22 protein-coding genes are annotated in these 20181 nt (G+C 68.0%); 16 read left to right on the forward strand and 6 right to left on the reverse strand.

Going from position 1 to position 20181, the window contains the following annotated elements; translation table 11 throughout:
* Nucleotides 1-37: 37 nt before the first annotated feature.
* The 7 genes from uvrC to GGR88_RS15170 all read left to right on the forward strand — a co-directional run bounded on the left by uvrC (nt 38) and on the right by GGR88_RS15170 (nt 7350).
* Nucleotides 38-1960, forward strand: coding sequence for an excinuclease ABC subunit UvrC (gene uvrC, locus GGR88_RS02460; protein ID WP_167952639.1), 1923 nt, complete (start codon nt 38-40; stop codon nt 1958-1960).
* Between the two features lie 24 nt (nt 1961-1984).
* Complete coding sequence (gene recO / locus GGR88_RS02465) at nt 1985-2722, forward strand: DNA repair protein RecO (RefSeq protein WP_167952642.1); 738 nt, start codon at nt 1985-1987, stop codon at nt 2720-2722.
* A gap of 31 nt (nt 2723-2753) precedes the next feature.
* Nucleotides 2754-3962: a trans-sulfuration enzyme family protein gene (locus GGR88_RS02470; RefSeq protein ID WP_167952644.1), complete on the forward strand. Its 1209-nt coding sequence runs from the start codon at nt 2754-2756 to the stop codon at nt 3960-3962.
* Nucleotides 3959-4357, forward strand: coding sequence for a Co2+/Mg2+ efflux protein ApaG (gene apaG, locus GGR88_RS02475; protein ID WP_167952646.1), 399 nt, complete (start codon nt 3959-3961; stop codon nt 4355-4357). The genes GGR88_RS02470 and apaG overlap by 4 nt, the downstream gene beginning before the upstream one ends.
* Entirely contained in the window at nt 4354-5172 is an 819-nt protein-coding gene (locus tag GGR88_RS02480; RefSeq protein ID WP_167952648.1) for a LysR family transcriptional regulator, read from the forward strand. Before apaG ends, GGR88_RS02480 begins: the two co-directional genes overlap by 4 nt.
* Before the next feature lie 54 nt (nt 5173-5226).
* Complete coding sequence (locus GGR88_RS02485; RefSeq protein WP_167952650.1) at nt 5227-6354, forward strand: helix-turn-helix transcriptional regulator; 1128 nt, start codon at nt 5227-5229, stop codon at nt 6352-6354.
* A gap of 132 nt (nt 6355-6486) precedes the next feature.
* A complete protein-coding gene (locus GGR88_RS15170; RefSeq protein WP_245196417.1) occupies nt 6487-7350 on the forward strand; it encodes a DUF4394 domain-containing protein in 864 nt (287 codons plus the stop codon).
* A gap of 56 nt (nt 7351-7406) precedes the next feature.
* Here GGR88_RS15170 and parE read toward each other — a convergent pair whose 3' ends face one another.
* Entirely contained in the window at nt 7407-9389 is a 1983-nt protein-coding gene (gene parE / locus GGR88_RS02495; protein ID WP_167952652.1) for a DNA topoisomerase IV subunit B, read from the reverse strand.
* A gap of 139 nt (nt 9390-9528) precedes the next feature.
* Between parE and GGR88_RS02500 the strand changes: the two genes are divergently transcribed.
* A complete protein-coding gene (locus tag GGR88_RS02500) occupies nt 9529-10413 on the forward strand; it encodes a type II toxin-antitoxin system prevent-host-death family antitoxin (RefSeq protein ID WP_167952654.1) in 885 nt (294 codons plus the stop codon).
* 6 nt (nt 10414-10419) lie between these two features.
* Here GGR88_RS02500 and GGR88_RS02505 read toward each other — a convergent pair whose 3' ends face one another.
* Nucleotides 10420-11103, reverse strand: a complete 684-nt coding sequence (locus GGR88_RS02505; RefSeq protein WP_167952656.1) for a GcrA family cell cycle regulator — start codon at nt 11101-11103, stop codon at nt 10420-10422.
* 71 nt (nt 11104-11174) lie between these two features.
* Here GGR88_RS02505 and GGR88_RS02510 point away from each other — a divergent pair, with 71 nt between their 5' ends.
* Nucleotides 11175-12002: an ABC transporter permease gene (locus tag GGR88_RS02510; protein ID WP_167952658.1), complete on the forward strand. Its 828-nt coding sequence runs from the start codon at nt 11175-11177 to the stop codon at nt 12000-12002.
* A gap of 4 nt (nt 12003-12006) precedes the next feature.
* Here the strand turns inward: GGR88_RS02510 and GGR88_RS02515 are convergent, their stop codons facing one another.
* A complete protein-coding gene (locus GGR88_RS02515) occupies nt 12007-12393 on the reverse strand; it encodes a DoxX family protein (RefSeq protein WP_167952660.1) in 387 nt (128 codons plus the stop codon).
* Nucleotides 12394-12594: 201 nt separating this feature from the next.
* On the opposite strand from GGR88_RS02515, the gene GGR88_RS02520 reads away from it, so the two are divergent.
* From GGR88_RS02520 to queE, 6 genes are read left to right on the forward strand one after another with little or no spacing between them, the layout of a single operon-like run.
* Entirely contained in the window at nt 12595-13785 is a 1191-nt protein-coding gene (locus GGR88_RS02520; protein ID WP_167952662.1) for an aspartate aminotransferase family protein, read from the forward strand.
* Between the two features lie 9 nt (nt 13786-13794).
* On the forward strand, nt 13795-14142 hold the full coding sequence (locus tag GGR88_RS02525; RefSeq protein WP_167952664.1) for a GFA family protein: 348 nt from the start codon (nt 13795-13797) through the stop codon (nt 14140-14142).
* On the forward strand, nt 14136-15071 hold the full coding sequence (gene argF / locus GGR88_RS02530) for an ornithine carbamoyltransferase (protein WP_167952666.1): 936 nt from the start codon (nt 14136-14138) through the stop codon (nt 15069-15071). Before GGR88_RS02525 ends, argF begins: the two co-directional genes overlap by 7 nt.
* Nucleotides 15072-15109: 38 nt before the next feature.
* Nucleotides 15110-15997 (forward strand): Hsp33 family molecular chaperone HslO, encoded by an 888-nt coding sequence (gene hslO / locus GGR88_RS02535; protein WP_209023272.1) that lies wholly within the window; start codon nt 15110-15112, stop codon nt 15995-15997.
* Nucleotides 15994-16698 (forward strand): 7-cyano-7-deazaguanine synthase QueC, encoded by a 705-nt coding sequence (gene queC, locus GGR88_RS02540; RefSeq protein ID WP_167952676.1) that lies wholly within the window; start codon nt 15994-15996, stop codon nt 16696-16698. The genes hslO and queC overlap by 4 nt, the downstream gene beginning before the upstream one ends.
* Complete coding sequence (gene queE / locus GGR88_RS02545; RefSeq protein ID WP_167952678.1) at nt 16695-17330, forward strand: 7-carboxy-7-deazaguanine synthase; 636 nt, start codon at nt 16695-16697, stop codon at nt 17328-17330. Before queC ends, queE begins: the two co-directional genes overlap by 4 nt.
* Nucleotides 17331-17336: 6 nt before the next feature.
* Here the strand turns inward: queE and GGR88_RS02550 are convergent, their stop codons facing one another.
* From GGR88_RS02550 to lipB, 3 genes are all read right to left on the reverse strand, one after another.
* Nucleotides 17337-17996 carry a hypothetical protein gene (locus tag GGR88_RS02550; protein WP_167952680.1) on the reverse strand — a complete coding sequence of 220 codons (660 nt, stop codon included), beginning with the start codon at nt 17994-17996 and terminating at the stop codon, nt 17337-17339.
* A 241-nt stretch (nt 17997-18237) separates the two neighbouring features.
* Nucleotides 18238-18531 carry a hypothetical protein gene (locus tag GGR88_RS02555; protein WP_167952682.1) on the reverse strand — a complete coding sequence of 98 codons (294 nt, stop codon included), beginning with the start codon at nt 18529-18531 and terminating at the stop codon, nt 18238-18240.
* Nucleotides 18532-18620: 89 nt separating this feature from the next.
* The gene (lipB, locus tag GGR88_RS02560; protein ID WP_167952684.1) at nt 18621-19283 is read right to left on the reverse strand and encodes a lipoyl(octanoyl) transferase LipB; all 663 of its coding nucleotides are present in this window, start codon (nt 19281-19283) and stop codon (nt 18621-18623) included.
* A gap of 82 nt (nt 19284-19365) precedes the next feature.
* On the opposite strand from lipB, the gene GGR88_RS02565 reads away from it, so the two are divergent.
* Nucleotides 19366-20181 (forward strand): DUF7847 domain-containing protein, encoded by an 816-nt coding sequence (locus tag GGR88_RS02565; RefSeq protein WP_167952686.1) that lies wholly within the window; start codon nt 19366-19368, stop codon nt 20179-20181.

Below are 20181 nucleotides of genomic sequence, written 5' to 3' on the forward strand. Positions count from 1 at the left end.
GGTGGCTTCACGGCCCCGGGCTACCTAGATTCAGCCGGTGAACACAGAAACGACCGATCGCTTCAACGAGGAACGCGCGACCTACACGGTGCGCGGCAGCGACAAGCCCGACATCGACGCCGGCGTCGCCGCGATCCGCAACGTGCTGAAGACGCTGCCGGCGCGGCCGGGTGTGTACCGGATGCTCGATGGCCGCGGCGAGGTGCTGTATGTCGGCAAGGCGCGCGCGCTGAAGCAGCGGGTGATCAACTACACACAGGTGGCGCGGCTGCCCAAGCGGCTGAGCCGCATGGTCGCGCAGACCCGCGGCATGACGATCGTCACCACCAACAGCGAGGCGGAGGCGCTGCTGCTGGAGGCGCAGCTCATCAAGCGGTACCGCCCGCCATACAACGTCCTGCTGCGCGACGACAAAAGCTTCCCCTTCATCCTGCTGCGGCAGGACCATGCCTTTCCGCGCATCCAGAAGCATCGGGGCGCGAGGCGCGCGAAGGGCGACTATTTCGGGCCGTTTGCCAGTGCCGGATCGGTAACGCGGACGCTCAATGCGCTGCAGAAGCTCTTTCTGCTCAGAAGCTGCACCGACAGCTTCTTCGCCAATCGGTCCCGGCCCTGCCTGCTGCACCAGATCCGCCGCTGCTCCGCGCCGTGCGTCGGGCGGATCGACGAGGCCGCCTATGCCGAGCTGGTCGCGGATTCGAAGGCGTTTCTCGCGGGCAAGTCGTCGGCCGTGCAGAAGAAGCTGGGCGAGGCGATGGAGAAGGCCGCGGCCGATCTGGATTTCGAGCTGGCGGCGATCCTGCGGGACCGGCTGAAGGCGCTGACCTTCATCCAGGGCGCGCAGGCGATCAATGCGGACGGCGTCGGCGATGCGGACGTGTTCGCGCTGGCATGCAATGCCGGCGTGATGTGCATCCAGGCCTTCTTCATTCGCGGCGGCCAGAACTGGGGGCACAGGAGCTTCTTTCCCACGCACACCGACGGCGTGCCGGAAGCGGAGGTGCTGGCAAGCTTCATGGCGCAATTCTACGAGGAGGTGCCCCCGCCGCGCACCATCCTGGTCGACCGCATGCCGGCCGAGCCCGAGCTGATCGCCGAAGCCCTGGGCGAGCGCGCGGGAGCCAAGGTCGTGATCTCGGAACCGCAGCGCGGCGATCGCCGCCGGCTGATGGAGCAGGCGAAGCGCAACGCCTCGGAAGCGCTCGACCGGCATCTGGCGGAATCGACCACGCAGGGGAAGATCCTGCGCGAGCTGGCCGAGCTGTTTGAGCTGGAAGGCCCGCCCAACCGGATCGAAGTCTATGATAACAGCCATATCCAGGGGACGGCCGCGCTGGGCGCGATGATCGTCGCGGGGCCGGAAGGCTTCCGCAAGAACAGCTACCGCAAGTTCAACATCAAGAACAAGGACACGGTCGGCGGCGACGATTATGCGATGATGCGCGAGGTGATCGGCCGCCGCTTCGCCCGCGCGCGCGACGAGGATCCGGATCGCGACGGCGGCGACTGGCCGGACTTGGTGCTGATCGACGGCGGCAAGGGACAGCTGAAGGTCGCCCGCGAGGCGCTGGAGGAGCTGGGCGTCGAGGACGTGGTGCTGATCGGCGTCGCCAAGGGGCCGGACCATGGCCGCGAGGGGCGGGAGGTCTTCCACATGCTGGACGGGCGCGAGCTGACGCTGCCCGTCAATTCGCCCGTGCTGTTCTATCTGCAGCGCCTGCGCGACGAGGCGCACCGCTTCGTGATCGGCGCCCACCGCGGCAAGCGTTCCAAGGCGCTGGGCGTCAGCCCGCTGGACGAGGTGCCGGGCATCGGTCCTGCGCGCAAGAAGGCGCTGCTGATGCGTTTCGGCACGGCACGCGCGGTGCGGGCGGCATCGCTGGAGGATCTCGCAAAGACACCCGGCGTGTCGCGTGCGGTGGCGCAGATCGTCCATGATCATTTCCATGCCGGCGGCTGAGCCGCGCCGGGTGCCGGCAGGCCGATGCACGTCCTGACGGATGCCATCGTGCTCGGCGCTCGCGGACATGGCGAGCACGGCGCGATCGTGCGGGCGATGACGCCGGCGGACGGCATGCTGGCGGGCTATGTGCGGGGCGGGCAATCCCGGCGGCTCCGCCCGATCCTGGTGCCAGGAAATATCGTCCGCGCGGAGTATCGGGCGCGTGTCGATACGCAGCTGCCTGCCATGACGGCCGAGCTGGTGCACAGCCGCGCGCCGCTGCTGTCGGAGCCCCTGCCGGCCGCCGCGATCGAGTGGTCGACGGCGCTCGCCGCCGCCGTGCTGCCGGAAGGGCAGAGCGATCCGGCCATGTTCGATGCGCTGTCGGGCTTGCTGGGTGCCGTGGAAGCGGCACCGTCTGCGCGCGGATGGGCGGCGGCGCTGGTGCGGTTCGAGCTTCTGTTGCTGACCGCGCTGGGGGTCGGGCTGGACCTGACCCGCTGCGTGGTGACGGAGCGGGCCGACGACCTGGCCTTCGTCAGCCCGAAAAGCGCGCGTGCGGTGTCGCGGTCGGCGGCTGCCGGGCACGAGGCTCGATTGCTGCCGCTGCCCGCCTTCCTGCTGAGCGGAAGCGCCGGGACGCTGGACGAGGCGATCGGCGGATTGCGGCTGACCCGCCACTTCCTGGACCGGGAGCTCGGGGAAGCGCGCAGGGGCGCGGTGCTCGCCGCGCGCGACCGGCTGGACGATCGATTGGCACGCGCGGCCGGGGTGCATTGACGCACCCGCCCGCGCCTTTCAAAGCAGGGCCATGAAGCGAGGCACGGGGCAGGACCGGTCGATCACCACACGCTGGCGTGCCGCGACGCAGGCCGTGCGCGGCGGCACCGCGCGCAGCGATTGGGGCGAGACGTCCGAGGCGCTGATGCTGACCTCCGGCTACTCCTACGACTGCGCTGCGGATGCGGCGGCGCGCTTCGCCGGCGAGCAGGCGGGCATGACCTATTCGCGCCTCCAGAACCCGACGGTGGAGATGCTGGAACAGCGCATCGCCCTCATGGAGGGGGCGGAGGCGGCGCGCGCCACCGCATCGGGCATGGCGGCGATGACGGCGGCGCTGCTCTGCCAGCTGTCGGCGGGCGACCACATGGTTGCGGCGCGCACGATGTTTGGGTCGTGTCGCTGGCTGACCGACCATCTGATGCCTCGCTTCGGAATCGACGTGACGATCGTCGACGCGTCCGACACCGACGCTTGGGCTGCGGCGATCCGGCCGAAGACCAAGGTTTTCTTCTTTGAGACGCCGGCCAACCCGACGCTGGAGGTGGCCGACCTGACTGCGATCTGCGCCCTCGCGCGGGCGCACGGCATCGTCACCGTCGTCGACAACGCCTTCGCCACATCGGCGCTCCAGCGACCGATGGAGCATGGCGCCGATGTCGTCGCCTATTCGGCGACCAAGATGATGGACGGGCAGGGCCGCGTGCTGGCGGGTGCGGTGTGCGGGACCCGTGCCTTCATCGACGACGTGCTGCTGCCGTTCGTGCGGAATACCGGGCCGACCATCAGCCCGTTCAGCGCCTGGGTCGTGCTGAAAGGGCTGGAGACGCTCGACCTGCGCATCCGGCGGCAGAGCGAGACGGCGCTTGCCGTCGCGCGCGCCATCGAGGCGAGAGTGCCGCGGCTGCTGTATCCGGCGCTCAAGAGCCACCCGCAGCATGCGCTGGCCATGCGGCAGATGGCGGCGGGCGGCACCATCATGACGCTGGTGCTGGACGGTGGCCGCGCGCAGGCCTTCGCGCTGCTCGACGCGCTGGAGTTGATCGACATCTCGAACAACATCGGAGACTCGCGATCCTTGATGACGCACAATGCCTCGACCACGCACAGCGGCGTGGCCGAGCCAGAGCGGATCAGGATGGGCGTGACCGAAGGCATGCTGCGCCTGAACATCGGGCTGGAGGATCCGGACGACCTGATCGAGGATCTCGACCGCGCATTGAAGGCGGCTGGTCTGTGAAGGCGCTGTTCCCCCATGCCAAGACCACCGCTGGCGTAACCGTCCGCGTGTCGGTCAGCTATCTGGCGGAACAGTCGCAGCCGTCGCGCGGGAAGTGGTTCTGGGCCTACCATATCCGGATCGAGAATGGCGGCACGCAGCCGGTGCAGCTGATCAGCCGCCACTGGATCATCACCGACGGGCGCGGCGCCCGGCACGAGGTGGAGGGCGACGGCGTGGTGGGGGAGCAGCCGGTGATCGCGTGCGGTGAAAGCTTCGATTATGTGTCCGGCTGTCCGCTGGGCACCCCCAGCGGACAGATGTTCGGAAGCTTCCGCATGCTGCTTGCCGACGGCACCAGCTTCGACGCGGCGATCCCCCGGTTCGGGCTGGTCGCGCCGGCGGTGACGCCGTGAAGCGGACGCACCTGCCCCTGAACGGCTTGCGCGTGCTGGACGCTGCGGCCCGCCACCTGTCCTTCACCCGCGCGGCCGATGAGCTGGCGGTGACGCCGGCCGCGGTGGGCCAGCAGATCCGTGCGCTGGAGGATACGCTGGGCACCGTGCTGTTCCGGCGGACGACCCGCGGGCTGGAGCTGACGCCGGAAGCGGAAAATGGCCTGCCGGCGCTGCGCGAGGGTTTCTTGCAGTTCGAGGAGTCGGTGCGCGCGATGCGGGCCGGCCAATCCTCCACCACGCTGACGGTGGCGGCGCCGCGCGACCTGACGGCCAAATGGCTGAGCGCGCGCATCGCCGATTATCGCCGACAGGCGCCCGACACGAGCTTCCGCCTGATGGCGACGGACGGCGCGGTGGACTTCACCGAAGCCAATCTCGACCTCGCGATGTTGTGGACGACGGGACCGGGTGAGCATGAGGGTGCACCCGTCTGCGACGGGTCGGTCTCGATCGTGGCGGCGCCGGACGGCGCGGCCGATGCCGGGCTGATCGGCTGGGCTGGCGGGGAGGTGGACGGCGCCGCGTTGGTGGTCGCGGACGCGGGACTTGCCATCGATGCGGCCGCCGCCGGTCTCGGCCGCGCGCGGGTGCCGAGCCTGCTTGCGGCCGCCGATGTCGCTGCTGGCCGGGTGGTGGAGCTCGACCGCGAGGCGGGTGGGGAGCTGCGCTACTGGCTGGTGGCACCCTTGCCGCAGTGGCGACAGAAGAAGGTCCGAAGCCTGGTTGATGCATGGACGCAGAAAGCGGAACAAGCGATAAGCACCGCAAGTTAGGTCGAAAGCAGCCCGACAAGGGCAAGGGCACAAGAGGGGGCGGCGGGGCACATCATGGCGGTTGACGCTCCTCCTGCACCGCCGCACCCGCTGTTCCAGGTCGGAGCGGCCGACCTGCCCGAATCCTTCGACGATGATCTCGGCTGGATCCTGTCCAAATATGTCGAACGGACGGGTGCGCGCGGCGGGGCGCTGACGATCCACTATGACGACGGGCGGACGCCGGAGCCCGTCTATGCCTATGGGCGGCCGGCGACCGACGACGCGCTTGCATCCGGTCTGGCGGCGATTGCCGAACAGTCGAGTCTCCACGACTGGCGCAGCGAGCAGGCGAGCTCCAGCTGGCAGGACCTGACGGTGGGAAGCGACGGATGGCGCATCCTGTCCCTGCCGATCGCGTCGGACGCGCACCAGCGACTGGTGATGACCACCGTGCACGACGGCGGCGATCCGGCGGTACTGCTGCCCAGCGAAATGATGGCGCAGCGCCTGCAACCGGTGCTGGCGGGCTACTTCAAGCTGTGGCTGCTCAATCGCGCGCAGCGCCGGCGGCTGGACGGCTTGGCATCGGCGCTCAACAGCACAGACATCGCCATCATGCTGCTGGACGGCGCGGGTCACATCATTTTCCTGAACGATGCCGGGCGCGGGCTGCTGGACGACGTGGACGGCGTGCGCCGCGTGGGGCGCGGATTCGCTGCGACCGACCCCGCCGACGCGGTGAAGCTGCGCGTCGCAATCGAGCATGTCATCGCCAGCAATCGCGCGCGTAGCGAGGCACCCTCCGATGCGCGCTCGCCGGTCGTGTCCCTGCGGCGCAAGGGCGAGCGCCGCGCGCTGATCGCGGCCGTGCTGCCGGTGGAGCGGGCGCCCGCCAATCCGTCCGATCCGGTGGCGATCGTGTATGTGTTCACGCCCGACATCGACGTAGGCGAACTGCTGAAGCCGATCTGCCAGGTCTACAGCTTGTCGCCCTCGGAGATCCGGGTGGCGGCGCTCCTGGCCGAAGGCAACTCCGTCACCGAAGCGGCCGAGCGGATGCGCGTGAAGGTGCCGACACTGCGCACCTACCTGAAGCAGATCTTCGCCAAGACCGGCACCGCCCGGCAGGGCGACCTGATCCGGCTGCTGATGACCAGCCTGATCCGCACGCGGAGCGAGGCGGGCCACAAGTTCATTTGATCCGACCCCCCATTTAGATGGGGAATATACCCCCGGATGGAAAAGCGGCTTCGACCAAGCGGGGAGAGCGGAACGCGTTAATCTTGATTAACGTTCCCTTCTCGTTGGGTATCATCAACAAGGGGTTGCACCATGCGTAAGATGACGATTGTTACCGCTATCGCCCTGTCGGCCGTCGCGGTGCCGGCCAGCGCCGCCACGCTGTTCGGCGTCGACGAGCAGAACAACCTGGTCACCATCAACAGCGCCGCGCCGGGCACCACCGTGTCGTCGCGGTTGATCACGGGCACGGAGGCGACGCTGCTCGCGCTCGACTTCCGTTCGGCCAACGGTCAGCTCTATGGCCTCGGCAGCGACCTGAGGCTCTACACCATCAACACCGCCACCGCCGCTGCCACGGCGATCGGCGGACCGCTCGCGCTGACGGGCACGAACTTCGGGTTCGATTTCAACCCGACGATCGACCGCATTCGCATCGTCAGCAACACGGGCGCCAACTACGTCATCAATCCCAATGATGGCTCGATCCAGCTGGTGGCGACGCCCGTCGCCTACGGCGCTGGCGATCCGAATGCGGGTACGACGCCGAACGTGACCGCGCTGGCCTACACGCCTGCCGCGCAGACCGGGAACACCGCAGACAGCCAGCTGTACGCCATCGACAGCTCAGGCACGAATGACGTGCTGGCGCGGCTCGCAAACAACACGGGCGTGCTGACCACGGTCGGCGCGACTGGCGTCAACTTCGGCCCGCGCGACAGCTTCGACATCGACTCGCTCGGCGTCGGCTATGCGCAGGACGGCCGCGGGCTGTACCAGGTGAACCTGCAGACGGGCGCGTTCAGCTTCCTGGGACAGACCGATCGTTCGCTGTTCGGCCTGTCCGCAGCGCCGGCGGCCGTGCCGGAGCCGGCCACCTGGGCGATGATGATCGGCGGCTTCGGGCTGGTCGGGTCGGCGCTGCGTCGTCGCCGTTCGTCGGCCGTGACCGCCTGATCGGGACGATCCTGTAACATCGGGACGGGGTGGCAGCGATGCCGCCCCGTTTCCGTTCAGGCGTCGATCGCGTCTTCCTCGATCCGGGCGGCATTGTCCTGGATGAAGCGGAAGCGATGCTCCGGGCTCTTGCCCATCAGCCGGTCGACGAGATCGCGAACGCCGGCCCGCTCCTCATATTCCTGCGGCAGCGTGATGCGCAGCATGGAACGCGACTTCGGGTCCATCGTGGTCTCGCGCAGCTGCCCCGGGTTCATCTCGCCCAGCCCCTTGAAGCGGGCGACCTCCACCTTCTTGCCCTTGAACTCGGTCCGCTCCAGCTCCGCGCGGTGCGCATCGTCGCGAGCATAGGCGCTCTTGGCGCCGGCCACGAGCCGGTAGAGTGGCGGCTGCGCAAGGTAGAGGTGCCCCTGCCGGACGAGGTCGGGCATTTCCTGGAAGAAGAAGGTCATCAGCAGCGTGGCGATATGCGCGCCGTCGACATCGGCGTCCGTCATGATCACGATGCGCTCATAGCGCAGGTCGTCGGATCGGAAACGGTCCCGCGTGCCGCAGCCCAGTGCCTGGATCAGGTCGGCGATCTCGTTGTTTGCACCGATCTTGGCGGTGGCGGCGGACGCCACGTTCAGGATCTTGCCGCGGATCGGCAGCACGGCCTGCGTCTTCCTGTCGCGCGCCTGCTTGGCAGAGCCGCCCGCGCTGTCGCCTTCGACGATGAACAGCTCGGTCCCCTGCGGCCCTTCGGACGCGCAATCGGTCAGCTTGCCGGGCAGGCGCAGCTTCCTGGCGCTGGTGGCGGTCTTGCGCTTCACCTCGCGCTCGGCCTTGCGGCGGAGCCGGTCGTCCATCCGGTCGAGCACGAAGGCGAGCAGCGCGCGCCCGCGGTCCATGTTGTCCGAGAGGAAATGGTCGAACTGGTCGCGGATCGCCCCTTCCACCAGTCGGGCGGCTTCGGGGCTGGTCAACCGATCCTTTGTCTGGCTCTGAAACTGCGGATCGCGGATGAAGACGGACAGCATCAGCTCCGACGAGACCACCACGTCCTCGGCCGCCAGCTCCTTCACGCGCCGACCCTGGCCGATCAGCTCGCCAAAGCCACGCAGCCCCTTGGTCAGCGCGGCGCGCAGCCCCGTTTCATGCGTGCCGCCATCCGGCGTCGGGATGGTATTGCAGTAGTAGCTGTGGCCGCCGTCCGAGAAGAGCGGCCACGCAACCGCCCATTCGACGCGGCCCTGATCGTCGGGAAAGGACTGCCGGCCAGCAAAGAAGTCGGCGGTGGCGCATTCGCGGCCGCCGACCTGCTCCCGCAGATGATCGGACAGGCCGCCCGGAAACTGGAACACGGCCTCCGCCGGGGTGGCGTCGCCCGCCTCGATCAGGGACGGATCGCACCGCCAGCGGATCTCCACGCCGGCGAACAGATACGCCTTTGAGCGGGCAAGCCGGTGCAGGCGCGCAGGCTCGAAACGAAGCTCGCCAAAAATCTCCGGATCGGGGGTGAAGGCCACGGTGGTGCCGCGACGGTTGGGCGCGGCGCCGACCTCCTCGATCGGCCCAAGTGTCTGCCCCTTGGCGAAGCGCTGGCGATAAAGCGTGCGGTTGCGCGCGACCTCCACCACCGTGTCCTCGCTCAGCGCATTGACGACGCTGACGCCGACGCCGTGCAGGCCGCCGGAGGTGGCATAGGCCTTCCCCTCGAACTTCCCGCCGGAATGGAGGGTTGAGAGGATCACCTCCAGCGCCGACTTGCCCGGATATTTGGGGTGCGGATCGACGGGGATGCCGCGGCCGTTGTCGGAGATGGTGAGCCGGTTGCCGGCATCCAGCACCATCTCGATCCGGCTGGCATGACCGGCGACTGCCTCGTCCATCGAGTTGTCGAGCACCTCTGCTGCCAGATGGTGCAGCGCGCGGGCATCGGTTCCGCCGACATACATCCCGGGGCGGCGGCGCACCGGCTCCAGCCCTTCGAGCACCTCGATCGAGGAAGCATCATAGCTGTCGGTCGTGGCGGGCGGGCGCCCGAACAGGTCGGTCATGCTCCCACCGTTATACGGGGCATCGGGCGGCACGCCAAGCGACCTGCCGATCGGTCCGGACCGAAGCGTTCGGAAGGATAATCGTCAGCGCTTCGCCGCCATCCAAGCGGCTGATCACGAAGGAAAGTCGGAGCTGAGAATGTTGAGCGACGCGGACGGGGCCACGCGGGCCACCGCAGCGGAGGTGTGCCGCAATTTCGGGCTGTGGCAGGACCGGGCGATGCGCGGACCGGTCCTGGTTACCAATCACGGCCGACCGAAAACCGTGCTTCTGTCCATCGAGAATTACGAGCGGCGCTGCGACGCGAGCGGAGAGGTGGTCGGGCCCGCCGCGATGGCGGTGGAGCGGATGGCGCAGGGTTTCGTCATGTTTGACGAGCGCTTGCGGCTGATCAGCGCCAACCGGGCCGCCTGCGACCATTGGAGCAGCGCCGTGGCGGCGATGCAGGGCCTGTCTGTCGCCGAGCTGTTCGGGCGCAACAGCGCCGCTGCAGTGGAGCGCATGCTGATGCGCGTCAGCGTGACGCACGAGGCGCGCCGTGCGGAGATTGCCGACGCGACCGGAGACCGGACGCTCGACCTCCATGCCTTTCCAACCGACCGCGGCGTGGCGCTGCTGTTCGATGTGCTCGATCCCGCCGCGATCCGGGCGGCGGCTGAGCGTGACGCCCTGGTGGCGCTCATCGACGACGCAGGGGCGGCCACCGCACGGATCAACCTGCGGGGCTGCCTGGTCGAGGCCGGTGCGGGCTTTGCTGCGCTGTGCGGCGATCCGGGCGCATCCCGGACGCTTGCGGACCTGGTCGGCAGCGACGATCGCGACGCGGTGGCCGATATGGCGGAACGCGTACTGTCCGCCGGCGAGACGCTGCGGCTTTCCGTCCGGCTCTCCGGACCGGCGCACGGGCGGAGCGCAATGCTTGCCGTGTCGCCCACGCGGTCGCCGGCGCATGCGATCACCGGCGCGGTGGTGATGGTGACGCCGATGCAGGCTGCACCGGCGTCGCTCAGGATGGTCGGCTGACCGGGATCAGCGGCGCGGGCCGCCAAAGGGCAGCGGCGGCGGTGCCCGCCGATCGCGCCGCGGGATCTGCGCCTGATAGGCGCTGCTGCAATGGTCGACGCAGTAGGGGAAGCCCGGGTTGGCCGGCTCGCCGCAGAAGTGGAAATCGGGTTCGCCCGGGTGGCCGATCGGCCACTTGCAGATGCGGTCGTTCAGCTCCAGCAGCGACGTCTTGCCCGCCATGTCGGCGCCCGGGCGTGCGGGAACCAGGCGGCGGGGCGGAGCAGGGGTCGCTGGCGGCTGCTGCTCGCCCGGCGTCTGCCGGACGAAGCCGCCCGGGCCGATCGAGCGGAACTGCGGCTGCGCGGCCCTGACCTCGGCGGCCGTCTCGTTCGCATCCTCCTCGGCCTCTTCGGCCTCGTCCTCGACAGCGGCGATCTCGGCCGGGGAGGGCTCCGCCTCGTTGCTGTCGGTGGCAAAGGGCGCGGCCAACGCGTCCGGTGTCTCGCCCGACTGGATGTCGGCCACCACCGGCGCCTTTGTGTCCTTTTCTTTCACCGGCGACGGGCGGGCCTGCAGGCCCAGCCGATGCGCCTTGCCGATCACGGCGTTGCGGCTGACGCCGCCCAGCTCCTCGGCGATCTGGCTGGCGGTCAGGCCCTTTTCCCACATCGTCTTCAGCTGATCGATGCGCTCGTCAGTCCAGGCCATTGTCGTCCTTCTTCAGGTGATCTGTTCCGGCGGCTTGCGGGCCGGGGAGGCACCCGGTAGGCGTGCCGGCCATGCCCGACCAGCGCAGTCCCGGAACGCTTCCCCCCTTCGGCGAGGCCGCCATCGGCCGCGTCAACTGGCCGGGGTTGAAGGCGCTCTATGTGAAGGAGGTGCGCCGTTTCTTCAAGGTGCAGCTCCAAACCGTGTGGGCGCCGGCGATCACCACCCTGCTGTTCCTCGCCATCTTCACCGTGGCGCTTGGCGGACGCAGCCGCACGGTGATGGGCGTTCCCTTCGCGGATTTCATCGCGCCGGGCCTGATCGTCATGGGAATGATGCAGAACGCCTTCGCCAACTCGTCCTTTTCGCTGCTGGTCGGCAAGATCCAGGGGACGATCGTCGATTACCTGATGCCGCCCCTGTCCACGCTGGAGCTTCTCGCCGGGCTGGTGCTGGCCGCCGTGACGCGCGCGGTGCTTGTGGGGTTTGCGGTCTGGCTGGCGATGCTGCTGTGGCCGGGCGTCCATGTGGTGCCGACGCATGGCTGGGCGATCCTGTGGTTCGGGCTGGGCGGCGCCGGCTTCCTGGCCTTCCTGGGCGTGCTCACTTCGATCTGGGCGGAAAAGTTCGATCATGCCGCCGCCGTCACCAATTTCGTGGTGGCGCCGCTGTCGCTGCTGTCGGGTACCTTCTATTCCGTGGATGCGCTGGCGCCCGTGTTCCGCACGATCAGCCACGCCAACCCGTTCTTCTACATCATCTCCGGCTTCCGTTACGGGTTCCTGAGCGAGGCCGACTCAAACGTGGTGCTGGGCGCGGGCCTGCTGCTTGCCATCAACATCGGCATGGGCCTGCTCTGCTACGCGCTGCTGAGAAGCGGGTGGAAGCTGAAGAACTGATCCGTCAGCCGGCGAGGATCAGCGATCGCAGCGACCGGTCCCGCAGCATCAGTCCGACCCAGGCAGACAAACCGATCCCGGCCAGGAACAGGATGTGGAGGTTCAAGCCGGGATAGATGCGTGCCACCGTTGCAAGCGCGCCGCCGACGAAGCCGGTGATGAGGATGGCACCCACCATGCGGGTACGCGGGAGCAGATAAAGGAACGATGCCGCGAGCGCGGTGAGGCCGATGATCGGGGCGCTCGCTAGCCGCCAACCGGTCGCCTGGAACTCGGCCGCGAGGAGTTGCGGCGCGAAGATCAGCATGCCGGCATCGATCAACAGGTGGAGCCCCACGAGCCAGCTGACGATCTGACCGATCAGCCGCTGACGATCGCTGACGTCGTCCATCGCATTCGTCCCCCTGACAGAATGACTCGCTGCGACCCCGTTCCCGGCAGGATGACACAAGCGCGGGCGCTGGCAAGCGGCGAGTTGACCGGCATCGGCGAGCGACTAATAAGCATCGACAGGCGGCCCGGCATGGCCGCCTTTTTGCGTTTGCCGGAGTCCGCACCCGACCATTTCGTTCGTTTCGAAGGAGTTTCAGCGATGGCCATCACCCCGCTCATGCCCGTCTACCCGCGCTGCGGGGTGCGACCGGTGCGCGGCGAGGGCTGCCACCTGATCGACGAAAGCGGCGCGCGGCTCCTCGATTTCGCGAGCGGCATCGCGGTCAACCTCCTGGGTCACAGCCACCCGGGCCTCATCGAGGCGATCCAGCGGCAGGCCGCGACGCTGATGCACGTGTCCAACCTTTATGGCAGCCCGCAGGGCGAGGCGCTGGCGCAGCGGCTGGTCGACAACACCTTTGCCGACACGGTGTTCTTCACCAACTCGGGCGCCGAGGCGGTGGAGTGCGCGATCAAGACAGCGCGTCGCTTCCACCATGCCAACGGCAATCCGGAGCGGCACACGCTCATCACCTTCAAGAACGCCTTTCATGGCCGCACGATCGGCACGATCAGCGCGACCGATCAGGAAAAGCTCAGGAGCGGGTTCGATCCGCTGCTGGGAGGCTTCACCGTCGTCGCTTTTGACGATCTCGCCGCAGCCGAGGCGGCAGTGGACGAGAACACGGCGGGTTTCCTGGTGGAGCCGATCCAGGGCGAGGGCGGTATCCGCCCGGCGTCGCGCGAGTTCCTGCAGGGCCTGCGCCGGATCTCGGATGACAAGGGGCTGCTGCTCGTCCTCGACGAGGTGCAGTGCGGCTACGGCCGGACCGGCAAGCTGTTCGCGCACGAGCTCTACGGCGTCACCCCCGATATCATGGCGGTGGCGAAGGGCATTGGCGGCGGCTTCCCGCTCGGCGCCTGCCTTGCGACCGAGCATGCCGCCAGGGGAATGGTGATCGGAACGCACGGGTCCACCTACGGCGGCAATCCGCTGGCGATGGCTGCGGGCGAGGCGGTGCTGGACGCAGTGCTTGCCGACGGCTTCCTGGAGAATGTCACGCGCATGGGCGAGCGGCTTCGCGGCGCCTTGGAGCAGATGATCCCCAACCATGATCACCTGTTCGAAGGCGTGCGCGGCACCGGCCTGATGCTCGGCCTGAAGATGAAGTCGGACAGCCGGCGCTTCGTCGCGCACCTGCGCGACGAGCATGGGCTGCTGACCGTCGCGGCGGGCGAGAATGTCGTCCGCATCCTGCCGCCGCTGGTGATCGGCGAGGAGCATGTCGCCGAATTCGTCGAAAAGCTGTCGGCGGCGGCCCGTGTCTATGTGCCGGCTGCCGACGAGTAGGAGGACGCCATGATCCAGGGAAGCTGTCACTGCGGCGCGGTCCGGTTCGAGGCGCCAACTCCCGACACGCTGACACGGTGCAACTGCACCTACTGCGACCGCGTCGGCGCATTATGGGGCTATTCGACGCCGGCCGATTTCACGCTGTTGAGCGACGAGGAGGCACTTCTCACCTACGCGCCCAACAGCACGCAGCATTACAGCTGCGCCACCTGCGGCATGGTGACGCATCAGCTTTCGCAGGACTTCGAGGCGAACGACGGCTCGATGAAGGCCGGCTACAATGTCCGCATGGCACAGGATCTCGATCGCTCAACGATCAGGATCATCGATCTCGACGGGCGGCATCAATGGTGACAGTGCGCCATTTCCGCGACCTGGCCGATGCCGGCTCCGCCGGCCTGCGCGCGATCCTGGACGAGGCGCATCGGCGCAAGGCTGCGCGCGCCGGCTGGCCGAAGGGCAGGGTGGACGCCGACGCACCGCTCGCCGGGCATGTTCTGGCGACGGTGTTCGAGAAAAGCTCGACCCGCACGCGCGTGTCGTTCGACATGGCGATGCGGCAGCTCGGCGGCTCGGCGCTGGTGCTGGACAGCGGATCGACGCAGCTTGGACGTGGCGAGACGATCGCCGATACCGCGCGCGTCCTCAGCCGTTTCGTGGATGGCATAACCCTCCGCACCGATGATCATGCCAAGCTGATCGAGTTCGCGGCGGAGGCAAGCGTGCCGGTCGTGAACGCGCTCACCGATCGGTCGCACCCCTGCCAGATCGTGGCGGACCTGCAGACGCTTGAGGAACATGGGCTGACGCTTCCCGGCAGCCGCTGGGCGTGGCTGGGCGACGGCAACAATGTGCTTCATTCGATCGTCGAGGCGGCGGGCCTGCTTGGCTTCCACGTCTCGGTGGGCGTGCCCGAAGGTTATGATCCGGACCGGGGCATTTGCGATGACGCACGGGCGCGCGGCGCCGGCATCACCATCCACCGCGATGCCGCAAGCGCTGTGGCCGGTGCCGACGTGATCGTCACCGACAGCTGGATCTCGATGGGCCAGGCGCATGCCGACGAGAAGCTGGCGGCGATGATGCCGTTCCAGGTGACGGACGCGCTTATGGAAAAGGCGGCCCGCAATGCCCACTTCCTGCACTGCCTCCCCGCGCATCGCGGTGAGGAGGTGACGGCCAGCGTGATCGACGGTCCCCGTTCGCTCGTGTTCGACGAGGCGGAGAACCGGTTGCACGCACAGAAGGCCGTTCTTCTCTGGTGCTTCGGGATGATCGGGTGACGAACGAGACAAAGCAGGTGGATGCTGCGCGCACGGACATGGACCGGAGCCTTGGTTTCGCCATTCCGGATCGCAACGCCCGCGGCCGGCTGGTGCGGCTGGGGCCGGCGCTGGACAAGGTGCTGGCGGCGCACGCCTATCCCCCCGTGCTGGAGCGCGTGCTGGCGGAGGCGCTGGTGCTGACCGCGCTGCTGGGCGCGACGCTGAAGGATGAAGGCGGCCAGATGACGATGCAGGCGCAGACCGGCGGCGGGGCTGTCGACCTGCTCGTCTGCGATTATCGCGGCGGCGAGGTGCGCGGTTATCTGAAGCATGATCCGGACAAGCTGGCCGAGCTGCCGGCCGACCCGTCGCTGTTCGCGCTGTTCGGCTCCGGCTATCTTGCGATCACCTTCGACGGTGCTGCGGGGCAGCGTTATCAGGGGATCGTGCCCCTGGACGGTTCCTCGCTGGCCGAGGCCGCCGAAAGCTATTTCGAGCAGTCCGAGCAGATCCCCAGCCTGGTGCGGATCGCCGTTGGCCATCAGGACGGCGGATGCGTGGCGGGTGGCCTGCTGATGCAGCATCTGGCGGAAGGGGAGGAAGGGCGCGAGCGGCTTCACACCCGGCTCGATCATCCCGAATGGGGCCATGTCGAGACACTGGGATCGACGGTGAAGGCGGACGAGCTGCTCGACGGTGACCTGCCGCTGGAGACGATCGTATGGCGCTTGTTCCATGACGAGGGCGAGGTCAGGGTGCTGGGTGGCGCGGCGCTGACCAATGCCTGCCGCTGCGATCCTGAGCATGTCGCCGACGTGATCTCCCGCTTTCCCGAGGAAGAACGGCGTGACATGGCCGATGCTGACGGCATCATCCGCGTCGATTGCGCCTTTTGCGCCAGCGTGTGGCCGATTCCGCTGTCGTCGCTGGCGCCGGCGCAATGAGCGGGACGGCACCGTTCGCCGTCGTTCTCCTGTCGGGCGGCATGGACTCCATGACCGTCGCGGCGATGGCGAAGGAAGCGGGATTTCGGCTGCTGGCGCTGACCGTCGACTACAATCAGCGGCATCGTGTAGAGATCGCGGCGGCCGGTCGGATCGCGGCCAAGCTGGGGGCGGAAAGGCACATCGTCGTGCCGCTTGACCTGCGCGGCTTCGGCGGATCGGCGCTCACCGCCGACATCGACGTGCCGAAGGACGGCGTGAAGGAAGGCGTCATCCCGCCCACCTATGTGCCCGCGCGCAACACGCTGTTCCTGTCGCTTGCGCTGGGCTGGGCGGAGGCGGCGGGTGCGCGCGACCTGTTCGTCGGCGTCCATGCGCTCGATTACAGCGGCTACCCCGATTGCCGGCCGGAGTTCCTGCGCGCGTTCGAGGCGCTGGCTGCCGTCGCCACCAAGGCCGGGGTGGAAGGGGAACGCTTCACCGTCCATGCCCCGCTGATCGACATGACGAAGGCCGATATCGCGCGCGAGGCTGATCGGCTCGGGCTTGATGCCGGCATGAGCTGGTCCTGCTACGATCCCGCGCCGGCGCCGTCCGGCCAGGCGGTGCACTGCGGCCTCTGCGACGCCTGCCGCTTGCGTCACGGCGGCTTCGTCGCCGCCGGCCTGTCCGATCCGACGGTCTACGCAGCCCGGCCATGAGCTATGCCGTCAAGGAGATGTTCCTGACGCTCCAGGGGGAAGGGCGGCAGGCGGGGCGGCGCGCAGTGTTCGTACGCATGGCAGGCTGCAACCTGTGGTCAGGCCGCGAGGAGGATCGCGCCACCGCACAGTGCCGGTTCTGCGACACCGACTTCGTGGGGCTGGACGGTGACGGCGGCGGACGGTTTCGCGATGCCGATGCGCTCGCCTCCGCCGCGCGCGCGCTGTGGGGCGATGCGTCCGGCGAACGTCCCTATGTGGTGGTGACGGGGGGTGAGCCGCTGTTGCAGCTGGATCCACCGCTGATCGACGCCTTTCATGCAGCAGGGTTCGAGCTGGCGGTGGAAAGCAACGGCACGATCGCCGCGCCGCCCGGGATCGACTGGCTCTGCATCAGCCCCAAGGCCGGCACCGACGTGGTGCAGCGCGCGGGTGACGAGCTGAAGCTCGTCTGGCCGCAGCCCGGGATCGATCCGGCCGCGCTGGAGGCGTGGGATTTTTCCCATCACCTCGTTCAGCCGATGGACGGCGCCAATCGCCAGGCGGCGGAGGATGCCGCGGTGGCGCTGGTGATGGAGCGGCCGCGCTGGCGGCTCACGCTCCAGAACCACAAGGCACTGGGACTGCGCTGAAGCGCCTCAGCGCGCCCGGCCGCCGCATTGGCGGCGCAGGCGATCGCGACGGTCAAAGCAGTCGGGGCCCAGCACGCGGGCGAACTGGACCTGCTGCACGCTCGCGGCGGGGAACTGCTGCTCGCCGCCGGGAAGCAGGCTGCGCCGCAGCTCAAGCAGTCGCTGCTGCGCCACGCGCCACAGCTCGCCGCGCGGGGCGAACAGCGCCTGCCGCCCGACCTGCGCGGCCGTGGCGCAGAAGGTCAGCTGCCCGCGCACGGTCGAGAAGCCGTTGTAGGTGCGATCGCCGAACTTGTCGAAGTTGGACTGGCCCTGGCGCCGGTCGATGCGCCGGAAATAGCCGAGCAGCGTCTGATAGGCGTCCGCCAGCTCCACCCGGTGATGGTTGATCAGGTGGTTGTACTGGTTGAGCGTCAACAGCGTGGGATCGAACTGGCACTGCAGCGCTGCCACGTTCAGGCCGGTGCGCATGTTCCAGAGCACGCCGGCGCGCAGTTCCTCCGGCGTGGCGCCGGGAAGCGAAAAGCCGATGTTCGGCTCGTCCCCGCGAGCGGCGGGCGAGGTCAGGTCAGGGGCCTTCCAGAAGAATTGCGCGGAAGCAGGTGTTGCGGCGGCGCACGCCGCCAAAGCGAAGGCGGCGATCCGCCCGAGCCAAGTCGAAGCCATCTTGATCCTCTCGAACCGGTTCCGCCTTGCTATCGCGGGACATGGTGAACGCCAAGGATTTTGCTGGGATTCCACGCACAAGCGGGTGCGGGTGAGTCCTTCCGGCAACGCGGGGGCGGAACGATCGCGCCCTGCTGCACGCAGCCGGGGTTCGGAGCACGCGCCACGAAAAAGGGCCGCCCGGACGATCCGGACGGCCCCTTCAAACCAGCGGCACCCGCGGATGCGGGCGCCAGGCCGATTACATGGCGTTGCCGCTCATGTTGTTCGACATCATGTCGCCCGACATGTTGTTCGACATCATGCTGTCGTTCGACATCATGGTGTCATTCGACATCATCATGTCGTTGCCCATCGCGCCGTCGACGCCGGTCATGTTGTCGGTGGTGGTGCCGTCCATCATGCCCATGTCGTTCATGTCGGTCGTGACGGTGTTCGAGGTGTTGACCGTCTCGGTGCCGCCGCAGGCCGCGACCAGCAGGGCCGCACCGGCAACCGCGGAACCGGTCATCAGCTTGGAAAGAATTGCACGCATTTGAAGCTCCCTATTTCTCGCGATTTGGCCGGCCGGGTGACCCGCGAGAACCAAATCGTCTCAACCGATAGACACAAAATCTTCACCCCTCAAGAGTTCTTCTTTCGGGGGAGGCGTGCGAGGAACGCTTCGGAACGCATTTGGAGCCATGCGTCGAATTGGGCGACCGTGGCATCTTTCCCCAAGGCTTTCAAGCTGGTGACGGGGTAGTCGGGCAGCCCGCACGGCACGATGCCCCCGAAGTGCGACAGATCGGGTGCGATGTTGACCGACAAACCGTGCATGGTGACCCATCGCCGGACACGCACGCCGATGGCGCCGATCTTGGCCTCCACCCCGCCGGCAAGGTCCGTCCAGATGCCGACCCGTCCGTCGACCGCGCGTGCGGGAACCCCGGCATCGGCCAGCGCGGCGATCACCCAGTCCTCCAGCGCGTGGACGAAGCCCCGCACGTCGCGGCCGCGCGTGCCCAGGTCCAGCATCAGGTAGACGACGCGCTGGCCGGGTCCATGATAGGTGTAACGGCCACCCCGTCCGCTCGGATGGACGGGGAAGCGCCGGTCGATCAGCTCGGCGGGATCTGCGCTGGTTCCAGCGGTGTAGAGCGGCGGGTGCTCGACCAGCCAGATCAGCTCGCGCGCGCGACCCTCCGCGATCGCGGCGGCGCGATCCTCCATGATACGCACGGCCTCGTCATAGTCGGTCAGGCCGGCTGACACCTGCCATTCGACGCCATCCACCTCAGCCAGCATGATGCGGACTTGGCGGCTCGGGCGATTTGCTGCAAGCCTCCCGATCAACATGCCGAACCGGCGGAAAAGGGGAACGCTGCCGATGCAAAGCCTGTCGATCGATCGCGCATGGACCGAAACGCGCCAGCGGGTGTTCGCCAATGCTGCGCTGTTGTGGCCGATCGCGTTCACGCTGCTCGCGCTGCCGGGGGTCATCTTCCAGTATCTGGTGCTACAGCCGCGCTTGGAGGCCTTCGCGGCGTCGGGCAACACCGACTTCACTGTGTTCGAAGGATCCTGGTACCTTTGGGGGCTGCCGGTCATCGCGCTGCTGATCGTCGGCACGGTCGCGGTGCTGCTTCTGACGGGAAGGTCGGGCGTGTCGGTCGGCGAGGCGCTGGCGGTCGGTCTCAGGCGCAGCGTTCCCTTGTTCATCGCAATGCTGCTGCTCGGGGTCGTGGCGGGTGCGGCGGCCGGCGTGATCGGCGGCATCCTCACCGCGACGATGGGGGCCGTGGGCGCGGCGATCGGACGGCTGCTGCTCCTCATCCTGTTTGCCTATGGCGGCGTGCGCATCGGCTTCCTCAGCCCCGCGGTCGCGGCCTACGAAGGCGTCGGCCCCATCGCGATCCTCCGGCGCAGCTGGGCGCTCAGCCGCGGCAATTTCTGGCGCCTGTTTGGCATTCTCCTGGTGCTCGTCGTCGTGTCGTTCATCGTGAGTGTTTTTGTCACCATCGTGTTCGGCATCGTCGTGTCGCTGGCATCGGGCGGTCAGCCGGGGCCGGTGGGAACGCTCCTGACCCTGCTGGTCAGCGGCCTTCTGAACGCCGTGATCTCCGTCTTCTTCACCGTCATGGCGGGGCAGATCTACCGCCAGCTTGCCGGCGATCCACGAGAGGCGGAGAAGCTGTCCGCCTGA

The organism is Sphingomonas jejuensis (assembly GCF_011927695.1).
Taxonomy (GTDB): Bacteria; Pseudomonadota; Alphaproteobacteria; order Sphingomonadales; family Sphingomonadaceae; genus Sphingomonas_K; species Sphingomonas_K jejuensis.

What these genes read in the sequence shown, in the direction of transcription:
- GGR88_RS02470 (WP_167952644.1), top strand. Translation starts at nt 2,754, where the DNA reads ATGAAGCGAGGCACGGGGCAGGACCGGTCGATCACCACACGCTGGCGT.
- GGR88_RS02565 (WP_167952686.1), top strand. Translation starts at nt 19,366, where the DNA reads ATGCAAAGCCTGTCGATCGATCGCGCATGGACCGAAACGCGCCAGCGG.
- lipB (WP_167952684.1), bottom strand. Translation starts at nt 19,283, where the DNA reads ATGCTGGCTGAGGTGGATGGCGTCGAATGGCAGGTGTCAGCCGGCCTG.
- GGR88_RS02550 (WP_167952680.1), bottom strand. Translation starts at nt 17,996, where the DNA reads ATGGCTTCGACTTGGCTCGGGCGGATCGCCGCCTTCGCTTTGGCGGCG.
- GGR88_RS02525 (WP_167952664.1), top strand. Translation starts at nt 13,795, where the DNA reads ATGATCCAGGGAAGCTGTCACTGCGGCGCGGTCCGGTTCGAGGCGCCA.
- GGR88_RS15170 (WP_245196417.1), top strand. Translation starts at nt 6,487, where the DNA reads ATGCGTAAGATGACGATTGTTACCGCTATCGCCCTGTCGGCCGTCGCG.
- GGR88_RS02515 (WP_167952660.1), bottom strand. Translation starts at nt 12,393, where the DNA reads ATGGACGACGTCAGCGATCGTCAGCGGCTGATCGGTCAGATCGTCAGC.
- GGR88_RS02500 (WP_167952654.1), top strand. Translation starts at nt 9,529, where the DNA reads ATGTTGAGCGACGCGGACGGGGCCACGCGGGCCACCGCAGCGGAGGTG.
- GGR88_RS02555 (WP_167952682.1), bottom strand. Translation starts at nt 18,531, where the DNA reads ATGCGTGCAATTCTTTCCAAGCTGATGACCGGTTCCGCGGTTGCCGGT.
- argF (WP_167952666.1), top strand. Translation starts at nt 14,136, where the DNA reads ATGGTGACAGTGCGCCATTTCCGCGACCTGGCCGATGCCGGCTCCGCC.
- GGR88_RS02485 (WP_167952650.1), top strand. Translation starts at nt 5,227, where the DNA reads ATGGCGGTTGACGCTCCTCCTGCACCGCCGCACCCGCTGTTCCAGGTC.
- recO (WP_167952642.1), top strand. Translation starts at nt 1,985, where the DNA reads ATGCACGTCCTGACGGATGCCATCGTGCTCGGCGCTCGCGGACATGGC.
- queE (WP_167952678.1), top strand. Translation starts at nt 16,695, where the DNA reads ATGAGCTATGCCGTCAAGGAGATGTTCCTGACGCTCCAGGGGGAAGGG.
- hslO (WP_209023272.1), top strand. Translation starts at nt 15,110, where the DNA reads ATGGACCGGAGCCTTGGTTTCGCCATTCCGGATCGCAACGCCCGCGGC.
- GGR88_RS02505 (WP_167952656.1), bottom strand. Translation starts at nt 11,103, where the DNA reads ATGGCCTGGACTGACGAGCGCATCGATCAGCTGAAGACGATGTGGGAA.
- GGR88_RS02510 (WP_167952658.1), top strand. Translation starts at nt 11,175, where the DNA reads ATGCCCGACCAGCGCAGTCCCGGAACGCTTCCCCCCTTCGGCGAGGCC.
- queC (WP_167952676.1), top strand. Translation starts at nt 15,994, where the DNA reads ATGAGCGGGACGGCACCGTTCGCCGTCGTTCTCCTGTCGGGCGGCATG.
- parE (WP_167952652.1), bottom strand. Translation starts at nt 9,389, where the DNA reads ATGACCGACCTGTTCGGGCGCCCGCCCGCCACGACCGACAGCTATGAT.
- GGR88_RS02520 (WP_167952662.1), top strand. Translation starts at nt 12,595, where the DNA reads ATGGCCATCACCCCGCTCATGCCCGTCTACCCGCGCTGCGGGGTGCGA.